Here is a 21,052-nt window from a genome sequence, read left to right as displayed (position 1 = left end):
TGCCCGTGCCCGTGTCCGTGTCCATGTCCGTGCGCGTGCGCGTGCCGATGCCCATGCCCGCCCCTTCGCCGACCCGATGATGGCCGGATTATGGCGTGCACACGTCACCATTGCTACCTGTCGGTAGCGGTCAGCTTTCGAGCAGCTCGACCATGGACCGCAGCCCCTGGAGGAGCTCACGGCCGTCGGGGGCCTGCTCCGGATCGGTCAGGGTCTGCACCATCACCCCGCTGAGCAGCGCGATGTGCATCGAGCCGAGGGCCCGTACGTCCGCCTCGGAAACCTCCTCCAGCGGCACCCCGCGCAGGGCCGCGGCCACCATCCGCCGGTTGCGGCGCTGCCCCTCGGCGAGGACCGCGAGCAGTTCGGGCGAGGACTGCGCGTGGACGAAGGCCTCGACGGAAGCCAGCCAGAGCCACCGCGTCTCGCCGAAGTCGCGGATCTTACGGTCCCAGGTGTCGGCGTAGCGCTCCCCCGCGGTCTCGCCCTCACCGGTGAGCCGGCCGGACCCCGCGGCCCACTCCTCCATGGCGGCGAACAGGGCCTGGTTGAGGAGGGCCTCCCGGGATCCGAAGTGGTAGCCGATCGCGGCCATGCTCACCCCCGCGGCCGTGGCGACGTCCCGCACGGTCGTGCGCAGGTAGCCCTTCTCCTCCAGGCAGCGCCGCGCTCCGGCCAGCAGGTCCTCGCGATTTCCCATGCCGGGATCGTAGCCGCGCCGCGATTTGGGCAAGCGCGCAATACATTTGTATTGCGCGCTTGCCCAAATCCTGTCAGGCTTCGGGCATCGGCAGATCAGCAGATCGACGAAACGGGGAGGACCGCCATGCAGCGCCACGAGATGAAGATCGACGACCGCACCCTGTCCTACGTGGACTCCGGCGGCACCGGCCGCCCACTGCTGGCCCTGCACGGCGGCCTGTCCGAGGGCCTCGCCTTCGCCGGACTCGCCGCCCACCTCGGCGACGCCTGGCGGGTCATCGCCCCCGACCAGCGCGGCCACGGCAGCTCCGACCGGGCCCCGCACTACCGCCGCGAGGGCTACGTCTCCGACGCCGTCGCCCTCCTCGACCACCTCGGCCTGGACGCCCCCGTGGCCCTCCTCGGCTACTCCCTAGGCGGCCTCAACGCCTGCCACCTCGCCGCCGCCCACCCCGACCGGATCTCCGCACTCATCGACGTCGACGCCACCGTCGAGATCCACCCCACCACCGAGGGCCCCCTCTTCGACTTCCTGCACGGCATGCGGTACACCGCCCCCACCCGCGAGGAACTCCTCGAAGCCGCCGGGCCGGTGGGCGCCCAGTTCGTCGAACAGGCCCTGCGCCCGCTCCCCTCCGGCGAGGGCTGGCGGCTACCGTTCCACCCCCAGGACATGCTCGACTCCATCGAGGCCTGCCGGGGCGACCACTGGGACACCTGGCTCGCGAGCACCTGCCCGGCCGCACTGCTCCACGCGATCCACAGCCGGGCCCTGCGCCAGGACACCGCCGACGCGATGGTCGCCCGCCGCCCCAAGACCTCGTACACCCCCCTGAACGGCGACCACTTCGTGCCCTTCACGGACCCGGACGGCTTCCACACCGCGGTCGGGACGTTCCTGGCCACCCTCTGATCCGTCGGGTCCCGCGCCACGGGGGTGCACGGGGAAACGCCGAAGGGGCGGCGGGCCGGTCGGCCCACCGCCCCTTCGGGCGCGCTGTGTGCGGGGTTACTTGATGACGGTGATCCGGTTCGCCGCCGGCGGGGCGATCGGGGCCGCCGCCGAGGAGTTCTTCGTCAGGTAGGCGTTGAAGCAGTCCAGGTCGGACGCGCCCACCAGCTTGTTCTTGTGCTCCTTCAGGACGGTGAAACCGTCACCGCCGCCCGCGAGGAACTCGTTCATCGCGACCCGGTAGGTCTTGGCGGGGTCGAGCGGCACGCCGTTCAGCTTCACCGAGTCCACGACGATGCGGTCCACGCCCGCCTTGGTCATGTCAAGGGTGTACGTGAAGCCGTTCGACACCTGGAGGATCTTCGGGTTCGGGCCGTTGACCGGGCCGCTGACCTGCTGCTGGAGCGCGGTGATCAGCTGCGCGCCGGTCAGGTCCACGATGTTCATCATGTTGGTGAACGGCTGGACCGTGAAGGACTCGCCGTACGTCACCACACCGTCGCCCTCGTCACCCGAGGCCTTGTAGGCGAGGTCCGAACGGATGCCGCCCGGGTTCATGATCGCCAGCTGGGCACCGCCCTTGTCCGCCGGGGCGAGCGCTTCGAGCTGCGCGTCGGCGATCAGGTCGCCGAGCGGCTTCTCGGGCGCCTCGGAACCGCGGCCGGGGATGTCGGCCGAGATGAAGCCCTGCGGACGGTTGGCGATCGGAGCCGCCAGCGCCTTCCAACGGTCGATCAGCTCGGTCATGTCCGGGGCCTTCGGCTGGTCCCGGCCCACGATCTTGTTGATCGGCTTCGGCGAGCTGACCGGCGTACGGACGATGTCCTTGGTCTGCCGGTCGTAGGTGAGGGTGGTGTCGGTGAACAGGCGGCCGATGGAGGCGGCCGAGGTCACCGTGCGCGGGTTGCCCGCCGGGTCCGGGATGTTGCAGGCGTAGGCCTGGTGCGTGTGGCCGGTGACCAGCGCGTCGACCTTGGAGTCCACGTTCTTGGCGATGTCCACGATCGCGCCCGAGATGCCGGCGCCGGCGCCCGGGACGTTGCAGTCGTAGTTGTACGCGCCACTGGCGGGCAGGCCACCCTCGTGGATCAGCGCGACGATCGACTTCACGCCCTGCTTGTTCAGCTCGGCGGCGTACTTGTTGATCGTCTCGATCTCGTCGCCGAACTTGAGGCCCTTGACGCCCTCGGCGGTCACGACGTCCGGAGTGCCCTCCAGGGTGACGCCGATGAAGCCGATCTTCACGTCCCCCTTCTTCCAGACGTAGGTCGGCGACATCAGCGGACGCTTGGTCTTCGTGTCCGTGACGTTGGCGGCGAGGTACTGGAACTCGGCGCCGGTGAACTCCTTGCCGAACTCGTAGCAGCCCTCGACCGGGTGGCAGCCGCCGTAGCCCATGCGGCGCAGCTCGGTCTTGCCCTCGTCGAACTCGTGGTTGCCGACGCTGGAGACGTCCAGGCCGATCTTGTTCAGCGCCTCGATGCTCGGCTCGTCGTGGAAGAGCCCGGACAGCATCGGGCTGCCGCCGATCATGTCACCGGCCGCGGCCGTGACGGAGTACTCGTGACCCTTGCGGGCCTCGCGCAGGCTGGTCGCGAGGTACTCGACACCGCCCGCGGGTATCGCCTTGGTGGTGCCGTCGGCCTGACGCTCGGTCACGGTGCCGGACGAACCCTGCGGGGGCTCCAGCGTGCCGTGGAAGTCGTTGAACGACAGCATCTGCACATCGACGGTCCGGCTCTTGGCCGCACCGCCACCACTCGCGGCACCGGCCGGAAGTGCGGCGGCGACCATGGCCCCGGCCCCGGCCGTGACGGCGAGGGCGGTGAGGGTCAACCGGCGGGTTCGGCGGTGCCGTTGTGGCGTCACTGACATGTAGTCCCCTTATGCGACAGCGGTAGAACGTGGGAGGTCCGCCGAAGCCTAAGGTCAACGCGCGTAGCTCTACCAGGGGGTAGGGGTATCGCGTTGGTTACGTACAAAAGAAGGACTCGCGCCCGCACTCCGCCCGTCACCCGCAGCGGTCGTAGGCTCGTGCCATGACTGACGCAGCAGCGGCCCTGGAGCCGGGACGGCAGATTCACACCCTCGACGAGTTGACGGAGGAACAGGCGATCGCCGTGCTCGACCTGATCGAGGACGCGGCACGCACCGACGGCACCACCGCCGTGTCCGAACAGGGCCGGCTCCAGCTGCGCGGCGGACCGCGCGAGGGGATCCGGCACTTCCTGCTCACCGAGGGCGGCCGGCTCTCCGCCTACGGGCAACTGGAGGACACCGACCCGGTGGAGGCCCCGGCCGCCGAACTGGTCGTGCACCCAGCCCTGCGCGGTCGCGGACACGGGCGGGCCATGGGCACGGCCCTGCTGGCCGCCTCCGGCAAGCGGCTGCGGGTATGGGCGCACGGCGGCAAGTCGGCCGCCCGGCACCTCGCGCAGGTGCTCGGCCTGACCCTCTTCCGCGAGCTGCGCCAGCTGCGCCGGCCGCTGGCCGGCGGGGACCCGCTGCCGGAGCCCGTGCTCCCGCCGGGAGTGACCGTACGGACCTTCGTGCCCGGCACCGACGACAAGGCCTGGCTCGCTGCGAACGCGGCCGCCTTCGCCCATCACCCCGAGCAGGGCTCGCTGACCCAGCGTGACCTGGACGACCGGATCGCGCAGCCGTGGTTCGACCCCAAGGGGTTCTTCCTCGCGGAACGCGACGGCGAGCTCGTCGGCTTCCACTGGACGAAGGTCCACGCGGCGGAGCAACTGGGCGAGGTCTACGTGGTCGGCGTCCGCCCGGGCGCCCAGGGCGGCGGCCTCGGCAAGGCCCTCACCGCGATCGGCCTGCGCCACCTGGCGGCCCAGGGCCTGCCGACGGCCATGCTCTACGTGGACGCCGACAACCCGGCGGCCCTGGCCGTATACGAGGGCCTCGGCTTCACCACCCACGAGGTCGACCTGATGTACCGCACCGAAAGCTGACCCGCCCCCGCGCCGCACTTGCCGGGCCAAATCCAGCCCCGCCGGCGTTTGAGGCGCGGAGCCCGGCTCTTCCAGCCTCGCCGGCGATTGAGGCGCGGGGTCCGGGGGCGGAGCCCCGATCTCCCAGCCCCGCCGGCGTTTGAGGCGCGGGTCCGGGCAGCGCCCGGCGGGGGCCCGGGGGCGGAGCCCCCGCACCAGCGCCGCACCCGCGCGCGCGGAGCCACCCGCACCGGCGCCGCACCCGCGCACGCGGGAGCGCACCGGCCCCCGCCACCCCGCCGGGAGGCGACTCGTGCGCCATCCGGACCCGGGAAGCCACGCGCCATTAACCAGGCATTCAGAAGCGCTTGCGACTCTCCCCCAATGCAGCCCCGACTCCGACTGACGGCCGACTCTTCCGACGTGCCTGTCCTCCCGCGTGCGCGGAAGAATGGAGTCATGAGCCACCAGCCCAGCGCAGGCCCCACCGAGGTCCCCGCCCAGCACCCGTCTCACACCCCCGCCGCCGCCCCCGGCCGGGCCGTCACCGGAGCCCACGCCCGCATAGGCTCCATCTCCGCGCACCGCCCGCACGTCGACCTGGAGCCCGATCTCGACGCGGATCTGGACGCCTACGACGACAAGGACGGCGACGAACTCCCGCCGGGACGCTTCCTCGATCGGGAGCGCAGCTGGCTCGCCTTCAACGAACGGGTGCTGGAACTCGCCGAGGACCCCACCACGCCCCTGCTGGAGCGCGCCAACTTCCTGGCGATCTTCGCGAGCAACCTCGACGAGTTCTTCATGGTCCGCGTGGCCGGCCTCAAACGGCGCATCGCGACGGGCGTCGCCACCCGCTCGGCCTCGGGCCTCCAGCCCCGCGAGGTGCTGGACCTCATCTGGACGCGCTCGCGCGAGCTCATGGCCCGGCACGCCGCCTGCTTCCAGCAGGACATCTCCCCGGCCCTCGCCGAGGAAGGCGTCCACCTGGTCCGCTGGCCCGACCTCACCGAGAAGGAGCAGGCCCGCCTCTTCACCCTGTTCCGCAACCAGATCTTCCCGGTGCTGACCCCCCTGGCCGTCGACCCCGCGCACCCCTTCCCGTACATCTCCGGCCTCTCCCTGAACCTGGCCGTGGTCGTGCGCAACCCCGTCAGCGGCCACCGCCACTTCGCCCGGGTCAAGGTCCCGCCGCTCCTCTCCCGCTTCCTGGAGGCCTCCCCGCAGCGCTACGTCCCGCTGGAGGACGTCATCGCCGCGCACCTGGAGGAGCTGTTCCCCGGCATGGAGGTGCTCGCGCACCACATGTTCCGGGTGACCCGCAACGAGGACCTGGAGGTCGAGGAGGACGACGCCGAGAACCTGCTCCAGGCCCTGGAGAAGGAGCTCATGCGGCGCCGCTTCGGCCCGCCCGTGCGCCTGGAGGTCGAGGAGTCCATCGACCCGGGCGTACTGGACCTGCTGGTGCAGGAGCTGAAGGTCAACGCCTCCGAGGTCTACCCGCTGCCCGGCCCGCTGGACCTGACCGCCCTCTTCGGGATCGCCTCGCTGGACATCCCCGAGCTCAAGTACCCGAAGTTCGTCGCCGGCACCCACCGCGACCTCGCCGAGGTCGAGTCCGCGTCCGCGCCCGACATCTTCGCCGCGCTGCGCGAGCGGGACGTCCTGCTGCACCACCCCTACGACTCCTTCTCCACCTCGGTGCAGGCCTTCCTGGAGCAGGCCGCCGCCGACCCGGACGTCCTCGCCATCAAGCAGACGCTGTACCGCACCTCCGGCGACTCCCCGATCGTGGACGCCCTGATCGACGCCGCCGACTCCGGCAAGCAGGTCCTCGTACTCGTCGAGATCAAGGCCCGCTTCGACGAGCAGGCCAACATCAAGTGGGCACGCAAGCTGGAGGAATCCGGCTGCCACGTCGTCTACGGGCTCGTCGGCCTCAAGACCCACTGCAAGCTGTCGCTCGTCGTCCGCCAGGAGGGCGAGACGCTGCGCCGCTACTCGCACGTGGGCACCGGCAACTACCACCCCAAGACCGCCCGGCTCTACGAAGACCTCGGCCTGCTCACCGCCGACCCGCAGGTCGGCGCGGACCTCTCCGACCTCTTCAACCGGCTGTCCGGCTACTCGCGCCGCGAGACCTACCGCCGGCTGATGGTGGCACCCCGCTCGCTGCGGGACGGACTGATCGCGCGGATCGACAAGGAGGCCGCCCACCACAAGGCCGGCCGCCCCGCCTACGTCCGGCTCAAGATGAACTCGATCGTCGACGAGGCCCTCATCGACTCGCTCTACCGGGCCTCCCAGGCGGGAGTGCCCGTCGACATCTGGGTGCGCGGCATCTGCGCGGTGCGCCCCGGAGTCCCCGGGCTCTCGGACAACATCCGGGTGCGCTCGGTCCTCGGCCGCTTCCTGGAACACTCCCGGGTCTTCGCCTTCGGCAACGGCGGCGAACCCGAGGTGTGGATCGGCAGCGCCGACATGATGCACCGCAACCTCGACCGCCGCATCGAGGCACTGGTCAGGGTCGCCGACCCGGCCCACCGCGCGGCACTGGACCGGATGCTGGAAACCGGGATGTCCGACGCCACCTCCTCCTGGCACCTGGGCCCGGACGGCGAGTGGACCCGGCACAGCACGGACGCGGACGGCCAGCCGCTGCGGCACGTACAGGAGACGCTCATAGACGCCCGGAGGCGCCGGCGTGGCTCAGCCAAACCATGACCCGATTACGGCGACGGCGGACGCAGGTGCCGTGCTCGGCGCGTACCTGCGCGCCCAGGCCACCGCTTTCCTGCGCGGGCTGCGCCTGCATGAGGAAAGCGGGGCCGATGCCGCCGAAGGAAGCGACGCGGCGCGGAGCCTGCGGGGGGCTGCGCGCCGCATCAGCGGATCCCTGGCAACCTTCCGGGTGGTGACCGAGTCCTCCTGGGCCGACGGGCTGCGCACCGAGCTGGTGTGGCTGTCCTCGACCCTGGCCGACGAGCACGCGTACGCGGCCCGGCTGACCCGGCTGATGGACGCCCTGCACCGACTGTCGGGGTCCCCGGAACTACCGGCGCCGCGCGGCTCGGCCGGCGCGCTCACGGTGGGCTCGGCACGGGCGGGCGCACTGCTGGAACGGCAGCTGACCCTGGCCCGTACGCGCGCCCACTCGGCCACCCTCCAGGCACTCGGCTCCTCCCGCTTCCATGCCGTGGCGGACGCGGTGGCGGTGCTGGCCTCGGAGGTCCCGCTGGACGCGGTCGCGGCCCGGGGCCGGGTGCCGGACGTACTCGTCCCGCTGGCCGCCGTGGCCGAAACCCGACTGTCGGCGGCGGTCGCGGCGCTGCCCCCGGTCGACGGGGCCCATCCGTACAACGCGGACCACGACGGACCCTGGCACGAGGTGCGCCGCCTGCTGCGGATCCACCGCTACGCGAGGGAGGCGCTCGGCGAGGACGTGACCCGCCCGGCGGCCGCGGGCGAGGCCCTGGACCGCCACCGTGATGCGGCCGAGGCCGCGACCGCCTCGGCGACGGCGGCCCGCACCCCCCGCATCGCCCCGGCGACGGCCTACGCCCTGGGCGTCCTGCACGCCGACCAGCGCCACGAGGTCGAGGCCGCCCGTCTCGAGTTCCAGCACCTCTGGCTTCCCGAGCCCGCGGTCACGCCGCGATAACGTGCGGATAACGGATGATGACGGCCATGGGTGACCGGATCGGGACGCACCGGGTCGTCCACCACGGTTCACCATCCGTTCACTCGGCCCGGTCGGCTGCTTCACCTGTTCTGCCTAATTTCGGTGATGCACGGAGCGAGTCGCCCGGAGGTCGAGCAGCTCAGCCGCGCACAACCGACGTAGTCCTCTTCGCACGCCGCCCCGATACAGAAAGCGGCCGGCGGCTTCTGGAAGGAACACCCGAAAAGTGAAGCTTCAGCGCAAGAACATGCTTCGTGCCTCCGCCCTCGGGGCGCTCGTCGTGTCCGGCGCCCTGGTCCTCACGGCGTGCGGCTCGGACGACAACACCAAGACTGCCGACGGCTCGGCGAAGCCCTCCGCGGCCGCCGCGGGCGACATCAAGTGCGACGACGCCAAGGGCAAGCTCCTGGCCTCCGGCTCCTCCGCGCAGAAGAACGCGATCGAGCTGTGGATCAAGAACTACATGGCCGCCTGCTCCGGCGTCGAGGTGAACTACAAGTCCTCCTCCTCCGGTGAGGGCATCGTCGCCTTCAACCAGGGCGGCGTCGGTTTCGCCGGCTCCGACTCGGCGCTGAAGCCGGAGCAGGTCGAGGAGTCGAAGAAGATCTGCACCGGTGGCCAGGGCATCAACCTGCCGATGGTCGGCGGTCCCGTCGCCCTCGGCTTCAACGTCGCCGGCGTGGACAAGCTGAACCTGGACGCCGCCACGGTCGCCAACATCTTCAACGACAAGATCAAGAAGTGGGACGACGAGGCGATCAAGAAGCTGAACCCGGGCGTCACGCTTCCCTCCACCGCCATCCAGCCCTTCCACCGCTCCGACGACTCGGGCACCACCGAGAACGTCACCAAGTACCTGAAGGCCACCGCCCCCGACGCCTGGCCGTACGAGCCCGCGAAGAAGTGGGCCGCTCCGGGTGGCCAGGCCGCCTCCGGCTCCGCCCAGGTCGCCGCCCAGGTCAAGCAGGTCGACGGTGCGATCGGCTACTTCGAGCTCTCCTTCGCCAGCTCGCAGAACATCAAGACCGTCGACCTGAACACGGGTGCCGCCGCCCCGGTCAAGGCCAGCGGTGAGAACGCCTCCAAGGCCATCGCCGCCGCCAAGGTTGCCGGCACCGGCTCCGACCTGGCCCTGAAGCTCGACTACACCACCAAGGCCGAGGGCGCCTACCCGCTCGTCCTGGTGACCTACGAGGTCGTCTGCGACAAGGGCAACAAGGCCGAGACGCTCCCGACCGTCAAGTCCTTCCTGAACTACGCCGCCTCGGACGCGGGCCAGAAGGTCCTCCTCGAGAACGGCTACGCCCCGATCCCGGCCGAGATCAACACCAAGGTCCGCGAGGTCATCAACACCCTCGGCTAAGTCCTGACCCCGGGTCCGGTCCGCTCCCCCGTCCGGGGGCGGCCCGGACCCGGGACCCTTCCCCTCCACCCGGGGGAATCCGGTGCACCGCCGCCAGGGGGCCTGCCCCCCACACAGACCGGAAAGACCATGGCTTCCACCACACCCACTCCGATAGACACGGCTCCGCCTGTCACCCGTAGCGGAGGATCCACCGGCCGCGCCGGTGACAAGATCTTCGCCGGGCTCTCCAAGGGCTCCGGCATCCTGCTTCTGGTGATCATGGCGTCGATCGCCGCCTTCCTCACCTACCGCGCCACGATCGCCCTGTCGAAGAACGAGGGGAACTTCCTCACCACCTTCGACTGGAACGCGTCGGCCAACCCTCCCGTCTTCGGCATCGCCGTCCTGCTCTTCGGCACCGTCGTCAGCTCGATCATCGCGATGACCATCGCGGTTCCGATCGCCGTCGGCATCGCCCTCTTCATCTCGCACTACGCGCCGCGCAAGCTGGCCGCGCCCCTCGCCTACGTGGTCGACCTGCTGGCCGCCGTGCCGTCGATCATCTACGGCATCTGGGGCGCCCTCTTCCTCGTCCCGCAACTGGGCGGCCTGAACCTCTGGCTGGACGAGTACCTCGGCTGGACGTACGTGTTCGAGAAGACCCAGGTCGGCGTCGCCCGTTCGCTCTTCACCGTCGGCATCCTGCTCGCGATCATGATCCTGCCGATCGTGACCAGCGTCAGCCGCGAGGTCTTCCTCCAGGTCCCGCGCATGAACGAGGAGGCCGCCCTGGCCCTCGGCGCGACCCGCTGGGAGGTCATCCGCATGTCGGTGCTGCCCTTCGGCCGCTCCGGCGTCATCTCCGCCTCGATGCTCGGCCTCGGCCGCGCGCTCGGCGAGACCATGGCCGTCGCGACCGTCCTCTCCCCGAGCTTCCTGATCTCCGGCCACATCCTGAACCCGGGCGGCGGCACGTTCGCACAGAACATCGCCGCGAAGTTCGACGAGGCCAACGAGTTCGGCCGCGACGCACTGATCGCCTCCGGTCTCGTCCTCTTCCTGCTCACCCTGCTGGTCAACGGTGCCGCTCGCCTGATCATCGCTCGCCGCAAGGACTTCTCGGGGGCGAACGCCTGATGAGCCACGCAATCCAGGACCAGCGGCCCACCCGGGACCGCAAGTCCGCCGCCCCCGCCAGCCTCACCCGCGGCGGCCTGCCCCGCTGGGCCCCGACGGCCATCGCGGCCCTCTCGATCGCCCTCGGCTGCGGCATCGGCCTCGCCTTCGGCCTCCAGAGCAAGATCCAGTGGGGTCTGCTCGCGGCGCTGCTCTTCATCGCCGTCACGTACGCCGCCAGCGCGGTGGTCGAGAACCGCCGCCAGGCCAAGGACCGCGTCGCGACCTCCCTCGTGTGGGTCTGCTTCGTCCTCGCGGTCATCCCGCTGCTCTCGCTGATGTGGACCACGATCAGCCGCGGCCTGAAGCTCCTGAGCGGCAACTTCCTCAGCCACTCCATGAACGGCGTGACCAGCTTCGACGAGGGCGGCGGCGTCTACCACGCGCTGCTCGGCACGATCGAGCAGGTGGCCCTCGCCACGCTGATCGCGGCCCCCATCGGCCTGCTGACCGCCGTCTACCTGGTCGAGTACGGCAAGGGCAGTCTCGCCAAGTCCGTCACCTTCTTCGTCGACGTCATGACCGGCATCCCCTCCATCGTCGCGGGCCTGTTCATCCTGACGACCTGGAACCTGATGCTCGGCTTCGGCCCGTCCGGCTTCGCCGGCGCCATGGCCCTGTCGATCCTGATGATGCCGGTCGTGGTCCGCTCCACCGAGGAGATGCTCAAGCTCGTCCCGAACGAGCTGCGCGAGGCCGCCCTCGCCCTCGGTGTGCCGAAGTGGCGCGTGATCCTCAAGGTCGTGCTCCCCACCGCCATCGGCGGCATCTCCACCGGCCTGATGCTGGCCGTCGCCCGCATCGCCGGCGAGACCGCGCCGATCATGCTGCTGGTCTTCGGCTCCCAGCTGATCAACAACAACCCCTTCGAAGGCGCCCAGTCCTCGCTCCCGCTCTACATTTGGGAGCAGTACAAGGTCGGCAGTGAAGCCTCCTACGACCGGGCATGGGCCGCAGCGCTCGTCCTGATCGCCTTCGTCATGATCCTCAATCTGGTGGCCCGCGGCATCGCCCGCTGGAAGGCCCCGAAGACCGGTCGCTGACGCGACTCATGAAAGCGAAGTGACCCCCTCATGGCGAAGCGAATCGACGTCTCCGGACTGTCCGCCTTCTACGGCACCCACAAGGCCATCGACGACATCTCGATGACCGTGGAGCCCCGCTCCGTGACCGCCTTCATCGGCCCCTCCGGCTGCGGCAAGTCCACCTTCCTGCGCACCCTCAACCGGATGCACGAGGTCACCCCCGGCGGCCGCGTCGAGGGCAAGGTGCTGCTGGACGACGAGAACCTGTACGGCGCCGGGGTGGACCCCGTCGCGGTCCGCCGCACGGTCGGCATGGTCTTCCAGCGCCCGAACCCCTTCCCCACCATGTCGATCTTCGACAACGTGGCGGCGGGCCTGCGGCTGAACGGCAACTTCAAGAAGTCCGAGCTCACGGACATCGTCGAGAAGTCGCTCCAGGGCGCCAACCTCTGGAACGAGGTCAAGGACCGCCTGAACAAGCCCGGCTCCGGCCTCTCCGGCGGCCAGCAGCAGCGTCTGTGCATCGCCCGCGCCATCGCGGTCGAGCCCCAGGTCCTGCTGATGGACGAGCCCTGCTCCGCGCTGGACCCGATCTCCACCCTGGCGATCGAGGACCTGATCGGCGAGCTCAAGGAGCGCTTCACGATCGTCATCGTGACGCACAACATGCAGCAGGCGGCACGCGTCTCGGACCGCACCGCCTTCTTCAACCTCTCGGCCGTCGGCCAGCCCGGCAAGCTCATCGAGCTCGACGACACGGACCGGATCTTCTCGAACCCGTCCGTCCAGGCGACCGAGGACTACATCTCGGGTCGCTTCGGCTAAACCGGGACAGGCGTCCTGCGGTGCTGCATGGCGGTGCCACCGCAAGGCGAAAGAAAGAAAGAGGGCCGGCTCCCCCTGGGTGGGGGGAGCCGGCCCGCTTTTCGTCCGGGAACTACACGAACGCCAGGTCCACGACCCAGAAGCACAGCGCAGCGACCACGGCCGCGGCCGGCATCGTGATGAACCAGCCCAGGATGATGTTCTTGGCGACGCCCCAGCGGACCGCGTTCACGCGCTTGGTCGCGCCCACGCCCATGATCGCCGAGGTGATCACGTGGGTGGTGGAGATCGGCGCGTGGAAGAGGTACGCCGAGCCGAACATGATCGAGGCGCCGGTGGTCTCGGCCGCGAAGCCCTGCGGCGGGTCCAGCTCGATGATCTTGCGGCCGAGCGTGCGCATGATGCGCCAGCCACCCGCGTACGTACCCAGCGACAGCATCACGGCACACACGACCTTGACCCAGACCGGGATCGGCGCGTCGGCGCTCTGCACATCGGCGATGACCAGGGCCATCACGACGATGCCCATCGTCTTCTGCGCGTCCTGCAGACCGTGACCGAGCGCCATCGCGGCGGCCGAGACCGTCTGCGCGATACGGAAGCCGTGCTTCGCCTTGTGCGGGTTGGACCGGCGGAACATCCACAGGATGGCCACCATCACCAGGTAGCCGACGACCAGACCGACGACCGGCGAGACGAACATCGGGATGACGACCTTGTCGAGGACCCCCGACCAGATCACCTCCGTGCCGCCGGCCAGTGCCGCACCGACCATGCCGCCGAACAACGCGTGCGACGAGGACGACGGCAGCCCGAAGTACCAGGTGATCAGGTTCCAGACGATCGCGCCGACCAGCGCCGCGAAGAGGATCCACATGCCCGTGGAGCCGGTGGGCGTCTCGATCAGACCCTGGCTGACCGTCTTGGCCACGCCGCTGCCCAAGAAGGCGCCGGCGAGGTTCATCACGGCCGCCATCGCCAGCGCCGCCCGCGGGGTCAGCGCCCGCGTCGAGACGGACGTCGCGATCGCGTTCGCTGAGTCGTGGAAACCGTTCGTATACGTGAAGCCGAGCGCAACACCGATGGTCACGACCAGAGCAAAGGTGTCCACGAGGTTCAGGACTCCTTGACCGCGATGGTCTCCACCGTGTTCGCAACGTGCTCGAACGCGTCGGCCGCCTCTTCGAGCACGTCGACGATCTGCTTGAGCTTCAGCACCTCGATGGCGTCGTACTTGCCGTTGAAGAGCTGGGCGAGCAGCTTGCGGTGGATCTGGTCGGCCTGGTTCTCAAGGCGGTTGACCTCGATCCAGTACTCGGTGAGGTTGTCCATCGTCCGCAGGTGCGGCATGGCCTCCGCGGTCAGCTCGGCCGCCCGCGCCAGCACCTCGATCTGCTGCTCGACACCCTTGGGGAGCTCCTCCACGTTGTAGAGGACGACGAGGTCGACGGCCTCCTCCATGAAGTCCATGATGTCGTCGAGCGACGAGGCCAGGTTGTAGATGTCCTCGCGGTCGAACGGCGTGATGAAGGAGGAGTTCAACTGGTGGAAGATCGCGTGAGTGGCGTCGTCCCCCGCGTGCTCCGCTGCCCGCATCCGCTCCGCGATCTCGGCCCGGGCGGAGGAGTCCGCTCCGAGCAGTTCCATCAGGAGCTTGGAGCCCGTGACGATGTTGTCCGCGGATGCGGCGAACATGTCGTAGAAGCTCGTCTCCCTGGGGGTCAGACGAAATCGCACGTGAGGTCCTCGGGGTGCATTGGATTCGGTCAGGCTGATGCTAGGCGCATCCCCCTGCCACGGCTAACCGGCCGTTCCCCAGTGTGCTCCATCGGGCAGAGTGAGGACCACGGCCCCCTGCCCCGCACGGCGGGGCCCAGTATCCTATACCCATGAGGGGTATGCGTTCGCCATGCACCCCTCATTCCGGACCACGGGAGGACCTATGACGACCATCGAGGCGGAGGGCTCCGGAGCCGTCCACGGCTATCACCACCAGAAGGACGAGCACCTCAAGCGGCTGCGCCGGATCGAGGGCCAGATCCGCGGCCTCCAGCGGCTCGTCGACGAAGACGTCTACTGCATCGACATACTCACCCAGGTCTCGGCGAGCACGAAGGCACTGCAATCCTTCGCGCTCCAGCTGCTGGAGGAACACCTGCGGCACTGTGTCGCTGACGCCGCGGTCAAGGGCGGCACCGAGATCGACGCCAAGGTCGAGGAAGCCACCAAGGCCATCGCCCGCCTCCTGCGCACCTGACCGGCGAACCCCGAGCCCGGCCCCGCACATCCCAGCCCGCCGGCGTCTGAGATACGGGGCCCGGGGCGGAGCCCCAGCAGCGGCGCGGCAGCCGAGAGACGGCTCGGCACACCCGCACCCCCGCCGGGATGCGACGAGCCGACTACTGCCCGAGCAGGACCTCGTCGATGCGGTCCAGGCTCAGCCGCTCCTCCGCGGCCGCCGAGGCGGCGATGATCAGCTCACCGCACAACTCGATCTCGGCGAGAGCAACGTGGTCCTGCACCGTCGTACCGCCTGCGGGAGTCACGCGTGTCACCTCAATCTGCCACCGGCCACCGGCCGTCATCGGTCATACCGCACCGCACCACGCGCCGGCGCCCGGCTTCTCAGCGTAGGGAGGCCGTGCCGTCCCCCGCATGACACGGATGGACCATTTCCGGATACCGGGCCGTGGCCCGATCGCGCCGCCCGTCCCCCACCCGCCCCACTAGTCGGAGATCTTCCCAGCGTAAATGTCCCCACTTGCGGGCAATACGACGGTCACCGGCGTCCCGAACCCGTACAGCAGTGTGGTCGAGGACACATCGATCACGCCATTGTTGACGTACGTGAACCGGTGTCTGACCTTCCGCAAGCGCCCCTCCTCGTCCAGGTAGGCGTCGAACGGCACCGTGTCCGTGCTGAACCCTTTCGCCGCCGCCTCCAGTACACCCCTCACCTCCGGCGACGCGCTCGCAGCGGCCCGCCCGATGTCGGTGGTCCCCCGGTAGTGCCGCACCTTCGTGCCCGCCACCTCGGTCTCCCCCACGTACGTCACCTCCTGCGCGCCCTTCAGCAGCTCGGCCGCGACCAGCGGATCGGTGGCCCCGCCCGTGACCAGGTTCCCGTCGTTCAGGGTCGTCGTGTCGACCCTGACCCACTTGTCGTCCGGGACGCCCGCGCCGCGGTTCTTCATGTAGAGCGCGCCCGGTACGAGCAGCTCCGTGATGGGCCGGTGCTCGGCCTTGCCCTTCACATCGGCCGGGAGCATCACAAGGAGCTGGCCCATCCGCTTCTTGAAGTCGACCCCGCCCTCGCCGCGGATCGTGACCCGGGTACCGCCCGTGGCCATCTCCATGGCCGTACGGGCCCGAGCACTGCCGGTTCTCGCCAGTGCGTCGGCGGCCCCGCGGACCACCGCCGCCGCGTCCGCCGGAGGCCGGCCGTCGCCCGCGTCGCCCGCGCACCCGGTCATCGTCGTGACCGCCAGGGTGACGCCGGCGGCGAGCACCGCCTCGCCCGCACGCCCGCGCGGCCGCCTGAGCTGGTGATCCACCATCGCCTGCCAACCCCCAACGCATGACCGCTGCTTGCCCGAGGCCCCCACCCGCTCCGCTTAACGAGGTCCGGGGTTTCCCGTCACGGGGGCGCACCCTCCCTGCGCGCCGCCCGCCCCGGTACCGTGGACCTGTGGAACCGCACACCGAAGCGAGACTGGCCCCTCCGCTTGACTCCCTGCCGCTCCCGCGGCCGCACGCACGGCCGGAGCCCCCGACCGGCCACACCACATCCACCGCCGACCGCGGATCGTTCTGTCTGGCCGTCTGCACGTGCGGCTGGAGCGGTCCGGCCCGCCGCTCCCGCGACCTGGCCCGTAGGGACGCGACCCGCCACACGGAGCCGTAGCCAGGGCGTCCCTTTGGGATCTTGTCGGCCGAGCCCGCGGCGTCCGGTGCCGTACACGGCAAGGCGGAGGTGCGCGCCGCGTACCGGACGCACTCGGGCACCCGACAACGCGGCCAGGTGCGGTGCCGGGCGGGCCGGTCCCGGCAAGATCCGAAAGGGACGACCTAGACCGTTCGGACCGCCCGGCTGGCCGGGGCGCGCCGCAGCGGATGCCCTTGATCCATGCCAGGTTCCGCAGCCCGCCTCGCGACCCTCCTCTGGGCCCTGCTCATCGTGTCCGCCCCGGCCGCCGCGGCCTGGGCCGGACCCGTGGGCTCGGCGGACAGCCCGGCCGACGTGGCCCTGGCCGTCGGGCTCACCTCGGCCGCCGCCGCGGCGACCGGCTGGTGGCTGCGTTCCCGCTACCGCCGCGACACCGACGGCGGCGATCCCTGATGCCCCGGACCCGCACTCGTATCCGTACCCGTATCCGTACCCGGTCCCGGACGCGCTCCCGGCCGAAGGCGGTGCGGGTGTTCTTCGGGGCGGCGCTGCTGTGCCTGGTGGCGGCCGCGCTGCTCGCCGTATGGAACGCGTACGCGCAGAGCTGATCCCGGCCGCACCAAGGGCGCCGTCAGGCGGCGAGGTCGCTCTCGTGCGTGCGCTGCCCCGCGGGCGGCGTCGGTGCCTGCGGGAGGCCGACCGGCCGGGGCAGCGCCGGGTTCTTGGCCCGTACGAGCCAGCCCCCGCGCCGGGAACGGGCCACCGCCCGCACCGCCGGGGTCAGCACCGCCATCGCGAGCGGCGCGAGCAGGAGCGCCACGGCGGTGCCGAGCGCGAGGCCGCCGATGACGTCGGTCGGGTAGTGGATGCCCATGTAGACCCGGCACAGGCCCTCGGCGAAGGCCAGCCCGATCCCAAGGAGGCCGAACTTCCGGTTGGCCACGAACAGGCCCACGCCCAGGGCCATCGCGAGCGTGGTGTGGCCGCTGACGAAGGAGAACTCGGTGCGGCCGAGCCCCCACCCGAAGTCGGGATCGATCACTTGCAGGCCCTCGTGCTGGCGGAACGGCCGCGACCGCCCCACGAATTCACGCAGCGGCACGTTCACGATCAGCGCCAGTCCGGCGGCCAACGGGGCCCAGACGAGTGCGGCGAAGGTCTCGACGGTGGCGGCCCCGTCCTGCCGGCGGGTTCTGCGCCAGCACCACAGGACCAAAAGCACCAGGGCCAGCAGGATCCCGTACTCCCCGGCCAGGCTCACGACCCGGTCCAGCCACGCGGGGGCGTACCGGGCGACTCCGTTGATCTCGTACAGCAGGCTGACATCCACGTTCGGCCCACCTGTTGTGAGTCCAGCCATGGTGATGCGGCCCCTTGCCCTTGCCGTGGTCCCCTGCGGAACGCACCCCTGTGTGCGCCCCTCCGCCCCCCACTTGATCAACCCCCGCGTTCATGGAACGCCCGTTCTGGCTCCTGCGTTCCATTCTCCACGCAATGATCACTCCAACGTTATCGAAGAGTGACCCATCGTCGCAGCTCAGGGCCTTCGCATTACGGAGAGTTGCTAAGCCGCCGGACTGGCGGCGGGACGCGTCGGAAGGGCCTCCGCACCGTCCTTGGTCACGCGCGTCGCACCGAAGTAGTCAGGGGTGTCGATCTTGTCGAACCGGATGACGGCGCCGGTATAAGGGGCGTTGATCATGTACCCGCCGCCCACGTAGAGCCCGACGTGCCGAATCTCCCGAGAGTTCGTCAGATCATCGGAGAAGAAGACGAGGTCACCGGGCAGGAGTTGATCGCGCGTAGGGTGCGCCCCGGCGTTGTACTGGTCGTTCGCCACCCGCGGCAACTCGATCCCCACGGTCTCGTACGCGGCCTTGGTCAACCCGGAACAGTCGAACCGCCCGTCCTGATCGGGCGTCCCGTTGCCGCCCCACAGATACGGCGTCCCGAGCTGCTTCTGCGCGAAGTAGATGGCCCCGGCGGCCTGTTGCGAGGGCGCCACCCGCCCGACGGGCCGCGCGAAGCTCTTCTCCAGGGACCGGATGGACTTCACGTAGCCCTGCGTCTCACTGATCGGAGGCACACCCCCGGCCTTGATCACGCGATAGGGGCCGGCGTTGTAGGCGGCGAGCATATTGTCGGAACGGTCTCCCGGTACTTGGGCGACGTCCTTGGCGAGTTGGCAGTCGTACGAGGCGGCCGAGGGGATGGCGTCCTTGGGATCCCAGATGTCACGATCGCCGTCACCGTCGCCGTCGATGCCGTAAGTGGCCCAGGTTCCGGGGATGAACTGGGCGATGCCGCGCGCATCGGCGTGACTCACCACGTCGGGCTTCCAGCCGCTCTCCGTGTAGAGCTGCGCTGCCAGCAGAGCCGGGTTGAGGGCGGGGCAAAGGTTTCCCCACTTCTCCACCAGCGGCTGATAGATCGCCGGAACCGACCCCTTGACCAGTCCGACGGCACCCTGCCTGCCGCTGTTCGCGATCCCTGCCGCCGCCGAGTACGTACCGACGACCAGCAGAACCACGAAGGTCAGGCACGCACCGATCCCGAGCCCGCTTGCCATCCAGAACTTGCGCACTCGTCAACACTGCCTCATGGAACGTCACCTGACAGTGGATTCACCGGCCAGACCCGGCACTATTTCACCGGAAAGCCGGTGCAGTAGAGACTGCTGTACTCCTTGACACCCCGGACCCGGTAGAACAGCACGGTCCAGTCACCGGGATCATTGGCGAGCGGAATGGCCGGAAACTTCTTCTTCGTCCCCTCGTTGTCCACCAACTGCGTGGCGAAGTCGTCCGGATACGTCAGCTCCACCTCGCCGCCGGTGGCCGGGTCCTTGAGGTCGACGGGCTTGCTGGTGTAGCCGATGCCGTGGTTGAAGTCCTTGACGAACTCGAACGGACGCTGGTTGCTCTCGTCGATCTCGTGCGGGGGCTTGACCCCGACGGAGACTGCGTAGGCGCCGTCCTCCGTGTTGTACGGCTTCAGGTACACGCGGATCTTGACCTTGCCCGTGATCGTCTGCGCCTTCGGGTCGTCGGCGTCGACCACGGAAGCCACGAGGAACCGCGCCGGCTCCTCAGCGGGCAGGTTGCAGCTCCCGCCGCCCGGACCACCACTGGTCCACAGGTCCCGCGACACCTTGTTCGGCTCGATGTGGTCGGGCACGGCCTCCGACCCACCGGCGCCGTCCCGGGAGGAGGCGGAGGGGCTCGACGCCGGCTGGCCGGAACCGGACGGTCCGGCCGGTCCTCCGGCCGGTCCGCCGGGCGTGGCCGGGCTGGTCGGGGTGGCGCCCGCCCGCGCCCCTCCCCCGGTTCCCCCGGTCTCCTTGCCGTTCCCGTCCTGGAGGAACACGTACCCGCCGGTGACGAGGCCGCCCACCACCAGACCGCTGACGGCCGCCAGCGCCCAACGCGGCAGACGCCGCAGACCGGCGTCCCGGCCCTGCCCCTGACCGTCGCCCTGGGCCTGACCCTGACCCTGGGCCTGGGCCTGGGCCTGGGCCTGGGCCTGGCCGGCGGGAACGTACGTCGGCACGTAGCCCGAGCCGACCGGCAGCCCCGGACCGATCGTGGACGGCAGCCCCGGCACCTGTGCGGCCCCGCCCGCGGCCCCCGTCAGCGCTGCGTACACCGGGTCGTCGACCAGAGCCGAGTCCACCGCACAGCGCCGGATGATCTCGGCGAGGACGGGCCGGGCCCCCGGCTCCGTCGCCACGCAGGCCTTGACGAGCGCGGCCAGGTCCGGCTCCACGCCCTCGACGTCGATCTCGCCGTGGACCGCACGGAAGTTGACGGCGGTCGGGTCCCCCGTCCCGTACGGCGCCCGGCCCGTCGCCGCGTAGGCGATCGTGGCGCCCAGTGCGAAGACGTCCGCGGCATCCGCCGCCTCGCCCCGCAACAACACCTCGGGAGCCGTGTAGCCGGGAGTGCCCGGAGCGGTGCCGTCCTGCGTGAGAGCCGTCTCGGCCACGCCCTTGGCGATGCCGAAGTCGATCAGCTGCGGCCCCTGCGCGCCCAGGATGACGTTCTGCGGCTTGAGGTCCCGGTGCGTGACCCCGTACGCGTGCACGCTGGCCAGACCCTCCGCCAGCGCGGCGAACAGCCTGCGGCACGCGGCGGCGGGCACGGCACCGTACGCACGCACCGCGTGGCTCAGGGTGGGCCCGGCCACGTACTCGGTGGCGAGCCAGTAGGGAGGCGCCGCCAGCGACGCGTCGATCAGGTTCGCCGTGTACGCCGAGCGCACCGCGCGGACCGTCTCGGCCTCCCGGCGAAACCGCGCGAGGGCCTCCGGATGCCCGGTGATCTCTTCCTTGATCACCTTGATGGCGACCAGCCGGCCCCCCGGCGACCGCCCGAGGTACACCTGTCCCATGCCACCGGCGCCGAGCCGGGCCAGCAGTACCTGCGCCCCGATGTGCGCGGGATCCGTATCTCTGAGGGCCTCCATCCGCACGAGCCTGCCACACCCACGCCCCTGCTCTGACAAGGGGGTTGGGT

20 protein-coding genes are annotated in these 21,052 nt (G+C 70.2%); 11 read left to right on the top strand and 9 right to left on the bottom strand.

Annotated elements, in window-relative coordinates; genetic code table 11:
- Positions 1-130: 130 nt before the first annotated feature.
- Positions 131-700, bottom strand: a complete 570-nt coding sequence (locus OG594_RS03320) for a TetR/AcrR family transcriptional regulator (protein WP_266594970.1) — start codon at positions 698-700, stop codon at positions 131-133.
- Between the two features lie 126 nt (positions 701-826).
- Between OG594_RS03320 and OG594_RS03315 the strand changes: the two genes are divergently transcribed.
- Positions 827-1,615 carry an alpha/beta fold hydrolase gene (locus tag OG594_RS03315; protein ID WP_266594969.1) on the top strand — a complete coding sequence of 263 codons (789 nt, stop codon included), beginning with the start codon at positions 827-829 and terminating at the stop codon, positions 1,613-1,615.
- Positions 1,616-1,711: 96 nt separating this feature from the next.
- Here OG594_RS03315 and OG594_RS03310 read toward each other — a convergent pair whose 3' ends face one another.
- Positions 1,712-3,529 (bottom strand): bifunctional UDP-sugar hydrolase/5'-nucleotidase, encoded by a 1,818-nt coding sequence (locus tag OG594_RS03310; protein ID WP_266594968.1) that lies wholly within the window; start codon positions 3,527-3,529, stop codon positions 1,712-1,714.
- 164 nt (positions 3,530-3,693) lie between these two features.
- Between OG594_RS03310 and mshD the strand changes: the two genes are divergently transcribed.
- The 7 genes from mshD to pstB all read left to right on the top strand — a co-directional run bounded on the left by mshD (position 3,694) and on the right by pstB (position 12,652).
- On the top strand, positions 3,694-4,620 hold the full coding sequence (mshD, locus tag OG594_RS03305; RefSeq protein ID WP_266594967.1) for a mycothiol synthase: 927 nt from the start codon (positions 3,694-3,696) through the stop codon (positions 4,618-4,620).
- Positions 4,621-5,058: 438 nt separating this feature from the next.
- Positions 5,059-7,323 (top strand): RNA degradosome polyphosphate kinase, encoded by a 2,265-nt coding sequence (locus OG594_RS03300; RefSeq protein ID WP_266594966.1) that lies wholly within the window; start codon positions 5,059-5,061, stop codon positions 7,321-7,323.
- Entirely contained in the window at positions 7,304-8,260 is a 957-nt protein-coding gene (locus OG594_RS03295) for a CHAD domain-containing protein (protein ID WP_266594965.1), read from the top strand. Before OG594_RS03300 ends, OG594_RS03295 begins: the two co-directional genes overlap by 20 nt.
- Before the next feature lie 247 nt (positions 8,261-8,507).
- Positions 8,508-9,644: a phosphate ABC transporter substrate-binding protein PstS gene (pstS, locus tag OG594_RS03290; RefSeq protein WP_266594964.1), complete on the top strand. Its 1,137-nt coding sequence runs from the start codon at positions 8,508-8,510 to the stop codon at positions 9,642-9,644.
- Positions 9,645-9,773: 129 nt separating this feature from the next.
- Positions 9,774-10,763 carry a phosphate ABC transporter permease subunit PstC gene (pstC, locus tag OG594_RS03285; RefSeq protein ID WP_266594963.1) on the top strand — a complete coding sequence of 330 codons (990 nt, stop codon included), beginning with the start codon at positions 9,774-9,776 and terminating at the stop codon, positions 10,761-10,763.
- Positions 10,763-11,845: a phosphate ABC transporter permease PstA gene (pstA, locus tag OG594_RS03280; protein ID WP_266594962.1), complete on the top strand. Its 1,083-nt coding sequence runs from the start codon at positions 10,763-10,765 to the stop codon at positions 11,843-11,845. The genes pstC and pstA overlap by 1 nt, the downstream gene beginning before the upstream one ends.
- Before the next feature lie 30 nt (positions 11,846-11,875).
- On the top strand, positions 11,876-12,652 hold the full coding sequence (gene pstB, locus OG594_RS03275) for a phosphate ABC transporter ATP-binding protein PstB (protein WP_266594961.1): 777 nt from the start codon (positions 11,876-11,878) through the stop codon (positions 12,650-12,652).
- Between the two features lie 112 nt (positions 12,653-12,764).
- On the opposite strand, the gene OG594_RS03270 is transcribed toward pstB, so the two are convergent.
- Together OG594_RS03270 and OG594_RS03265 are read right to left on the bottom strand one after the other, a co-directional pair.
- Positions 12,765-13,763: an inorganic phosphate transporter gene (locus tag OG594_RS03270; RefSeq protein ID WP_266594960.1), complete on the bottom strand. Its 999-nt coding sequence runs from the start codon at positions 13,761-13,763 to the stop codon at positions 12,765-12,767.
- A gap of 5 nt (positions 13,764-13,768) precedes the next feature.
- A complete protein-coding gene (locus tag OG594_RS03265) occupies positions 13,769-14,389 on the bottom strand; it encodes a DUF47 domain-containing protein (RefSeq protein ID WP_008742369.1) in 621 nt (206 codons plus the stop codon).
- Positions 14,390-14,594: 205 nt separating this feature from the next.
- On the opposite strand from OG594_RS03265, the gene OG594_RS03260 reads away from it, so the two are divergent.
- Positions 14,595-14,909 carry a metal-sensitive transcriptional regulator gene (locus OG594_RS03260; RefSeq protein WP_030009310.1) on the top strand — a complete coding sequence of 105 codons (315 nt, stop codon included), beginning with the start codon at positions 14,595-14,597 and terminating at the stop codon, positions 14,907-14,909.
- A 142-nt stretch (positions 14,910-15,051) separates the two neighbouring features.
- Here OG594_RS03260 and OG594_RS03255 read toward each other — a convergent pair whose 3' ends face one another.
- Positions 15,052-15,198, bottom strand: a complete 147-nt coding sequence (locus OG594_RS03255) for a hypothetical protein (protein ID WP_189735733.1) — start codon at positions 15,196-15,198, stop codon at positions 15,052-15,054.
- 180 nt (positions 15,199-15,378) lie between these two features.
- The gene (locus tag OG594_RS03250) at positions 15,379-16,125 is read right to left on the bottom strand and encodes a hypothetical protein (protein WP_266602561.1); all 747 of its coding nucleotides are present in this window, start codon (positions 16,123-16,125) and stop codon (positions 15,379-15,381) included.
- A gap of 653 nt (positions 16,126-16,778) precedes the next feature.
- Between OG594_RS03250 and OG594_RS03245 the strand changes: the two genes are divergently transcribed.
- A complete protein-coding gene (locus tag OG594_RS03245) occupies positions 16,779-16,991 on the top strand; it encodes a hypothetical protein (protein ID WP_266594959.1) in 213 nt (70 codons plus the stop codon).
- The gene (locus OG594_RS03240) at positions 16,991-17,146 is read left to right on the top strand and encodes a hypothetical protein (protein WP_266594958.1); all 156 of its coding nucleotides are present in this window, start codon (positions 16,991-16,993) and stop codon (positions 17,144-17,146) included. Before OG594_RS03245 ends, OG594_RS03240 begins: the two co-directional genes overlap by 1 nt.
- Before the next feature lie 23 nt (positions 17,147-17,169).
- Here OG594_RS03240 and OG594_RS03235 read toward each other — a convergent pair whose 3' ends face one another.
- The 3 genes from OG594_RS03235 to OG594_RS03225 form a co-directional block, all read right to left on the bottom strand.
- Positions 17,170-17,898 carry a phosphatase PAP2 family protein gene (locus OG594_RS03235; protein WP_266594957.1) on the bottom strand — a complete coding sequence of 243 codons (729 nt, stop codon included), beginning with the start codon at positions 17,896-17,898 and terminating at the stop codon, positions 17,170-17,172.
- Positions 17,899-18,102: 204 nt separating this feature from the next.
- Positions 18,103-19,107, bottom strand: a complete 1,005-nt coding sequence (locus OG594_RS03230) for a bifunctional lytic transglycosylase/C40 family peptidase (protein ID WP_266602559.1) — start codon at positions 19,105-19,107, stop codon at positions 18,103-18,105.
- A 74-nt stretch (positions 19,108-19,181) separates the two neighbouring features.
- Positions 19,182-21,002 carry a serine/threonine-protein kinase gene (locus OG594_RS03225; RefSeq protein WP_266594956.1) on the bottom strand — a complete coding sequence of 607 codons (1,821 nt, stop codon included), beginning with the start codon at positions 21,000-21,002 and terminating at the stop codon, positions 19,182-19,184.
- Positions 21,003-21,052: the final 50 nt, after the last annotated feature.

Origin of the sequence: Streptomyces sp. NBC_01214 (assembly GCF_026340975.1) — a bacterium.
Lineage (GTDB): Bacteria > Actinomycetota > Actinomycetes > Streptomycetales > Streptomycetaceae > Streptomyces.
The sequence above is the reverse complement of the archived record's forward strand: the minus strand, read 5'-3'. Positions and strand labels throughout refer to the sequence as shown.

What these genes read in the sequence shown, in the direction of transcription:
- OG594_RS03320 (WP_266594970.1), bottom strand. Translation starts at nt 700, where the DNA reads ATGGGAAATCGCGAGGACCTGCTGGCCGGAGCGCGGCGCTGCCTGGAG.
- OG594_RS03315 (WP_266594969.1), top strand. Translation starts at nt 827, where the DNA reads ATGCAGCGCCACGAGATGAAGATCGACGACCGCACCCTGTCCTACGTG.
- OG594_RS03310 (WP_266594968.1), bottom strand. Translation starts at nt 3,529, where the DNA reads ATGTCAGTGACGCCACAACGGCACCGCCGAACCCGCCGGTTGACCCTC.
- mshD (WP_266594967.1), top strand. Translation starts at nt 3,694, where the DNA reads ATGACTGACGCAGCAGCGGCCCTGGAGCCGGGACGGCAGATTCACACC.
- OG594_RS03300 (WP_266594966.1), top strand. Translation starts at nt 5,059, where the DNA reads ATGAGCCACCAGCCCAGCGCAGGCCCCACCGAGGTCCCCGCCCAGCAC.
- pstC (WP_266594963.1), top strand. Translation starts at nt 9,774, where the DNA reads ATGGCTTCCACCACACCCACTCCGATAGACACGGCTCCGCCTGTCACC.
- pstA (WP_266594962.1), top strand. Translation starts at nt 10,763, where the DNA reads ATGAGCCACGCAATCCAGGACCAGCGGCCCACCCGGGACCGCAAGTCC.
- pstB (WP_266594961.1), top strand. Translation starts at nt 11,876, where the DNA reads ATGGCGAAGCGAATCGACGTCTCCGGACTGTCCGCCTTCTACGGCACC.
- OG594_RS03260 (WP_030009310.1), top strand. Translation starts at nt 14,595, where the DNA reads ATGACGACCATCGAGGCGGAGGGCTCCGGAGCCGTCCACGGCTATCAC.
- OG594_RS03250 (WP_266602561.1), bottom strand. Translation starts at nt 16,125, where the DNA reads ATGACCGGGTGCGCGGGCGACGCGGGCGACGGCCGGCCTCCGGCGGAC.
- OG594_RS03245 (WP_266594959.1), top strand. Translation starts at nt 16,779, where the DNA reads ATGCCAGGTTCCGCAGCCCGCCTCGCGACCCTCCTCTGGGCCCTGCTC.
- OG594_RS03240 (WP_266594958.1), top strand. Translation starts at nt 16,991, where the DNA reads ATGCCCCGGACCCGCACTCGTATCCGTACCCGTATCCGTACCCGGTCC.
- OG594_RS03235 (WP_266594957.1), bottom strand. Translation starts at nt 17,898, where the DNA reads ATGGCTGGACTCACAACAGGTGGGCCGAACGTGGATGTCAGCCTGCTG.
- OG594_RS03230 (WP_266602559.1), bottom strand. Translation starts at nt 19,107, where the DNA reads ATGGCAAGCGGGCTCGGGATCGGTGCGTGCCTGACCTTCGTGGTTCTG.
- OG594_RS03225 (WP_266594956.1), bottom strand. Translation starts at nt 21,002, where the DNA reads ATGGAGGCCCTCAGAGATACGGATCCCGCGCACATCGGGGCGCAGGTA.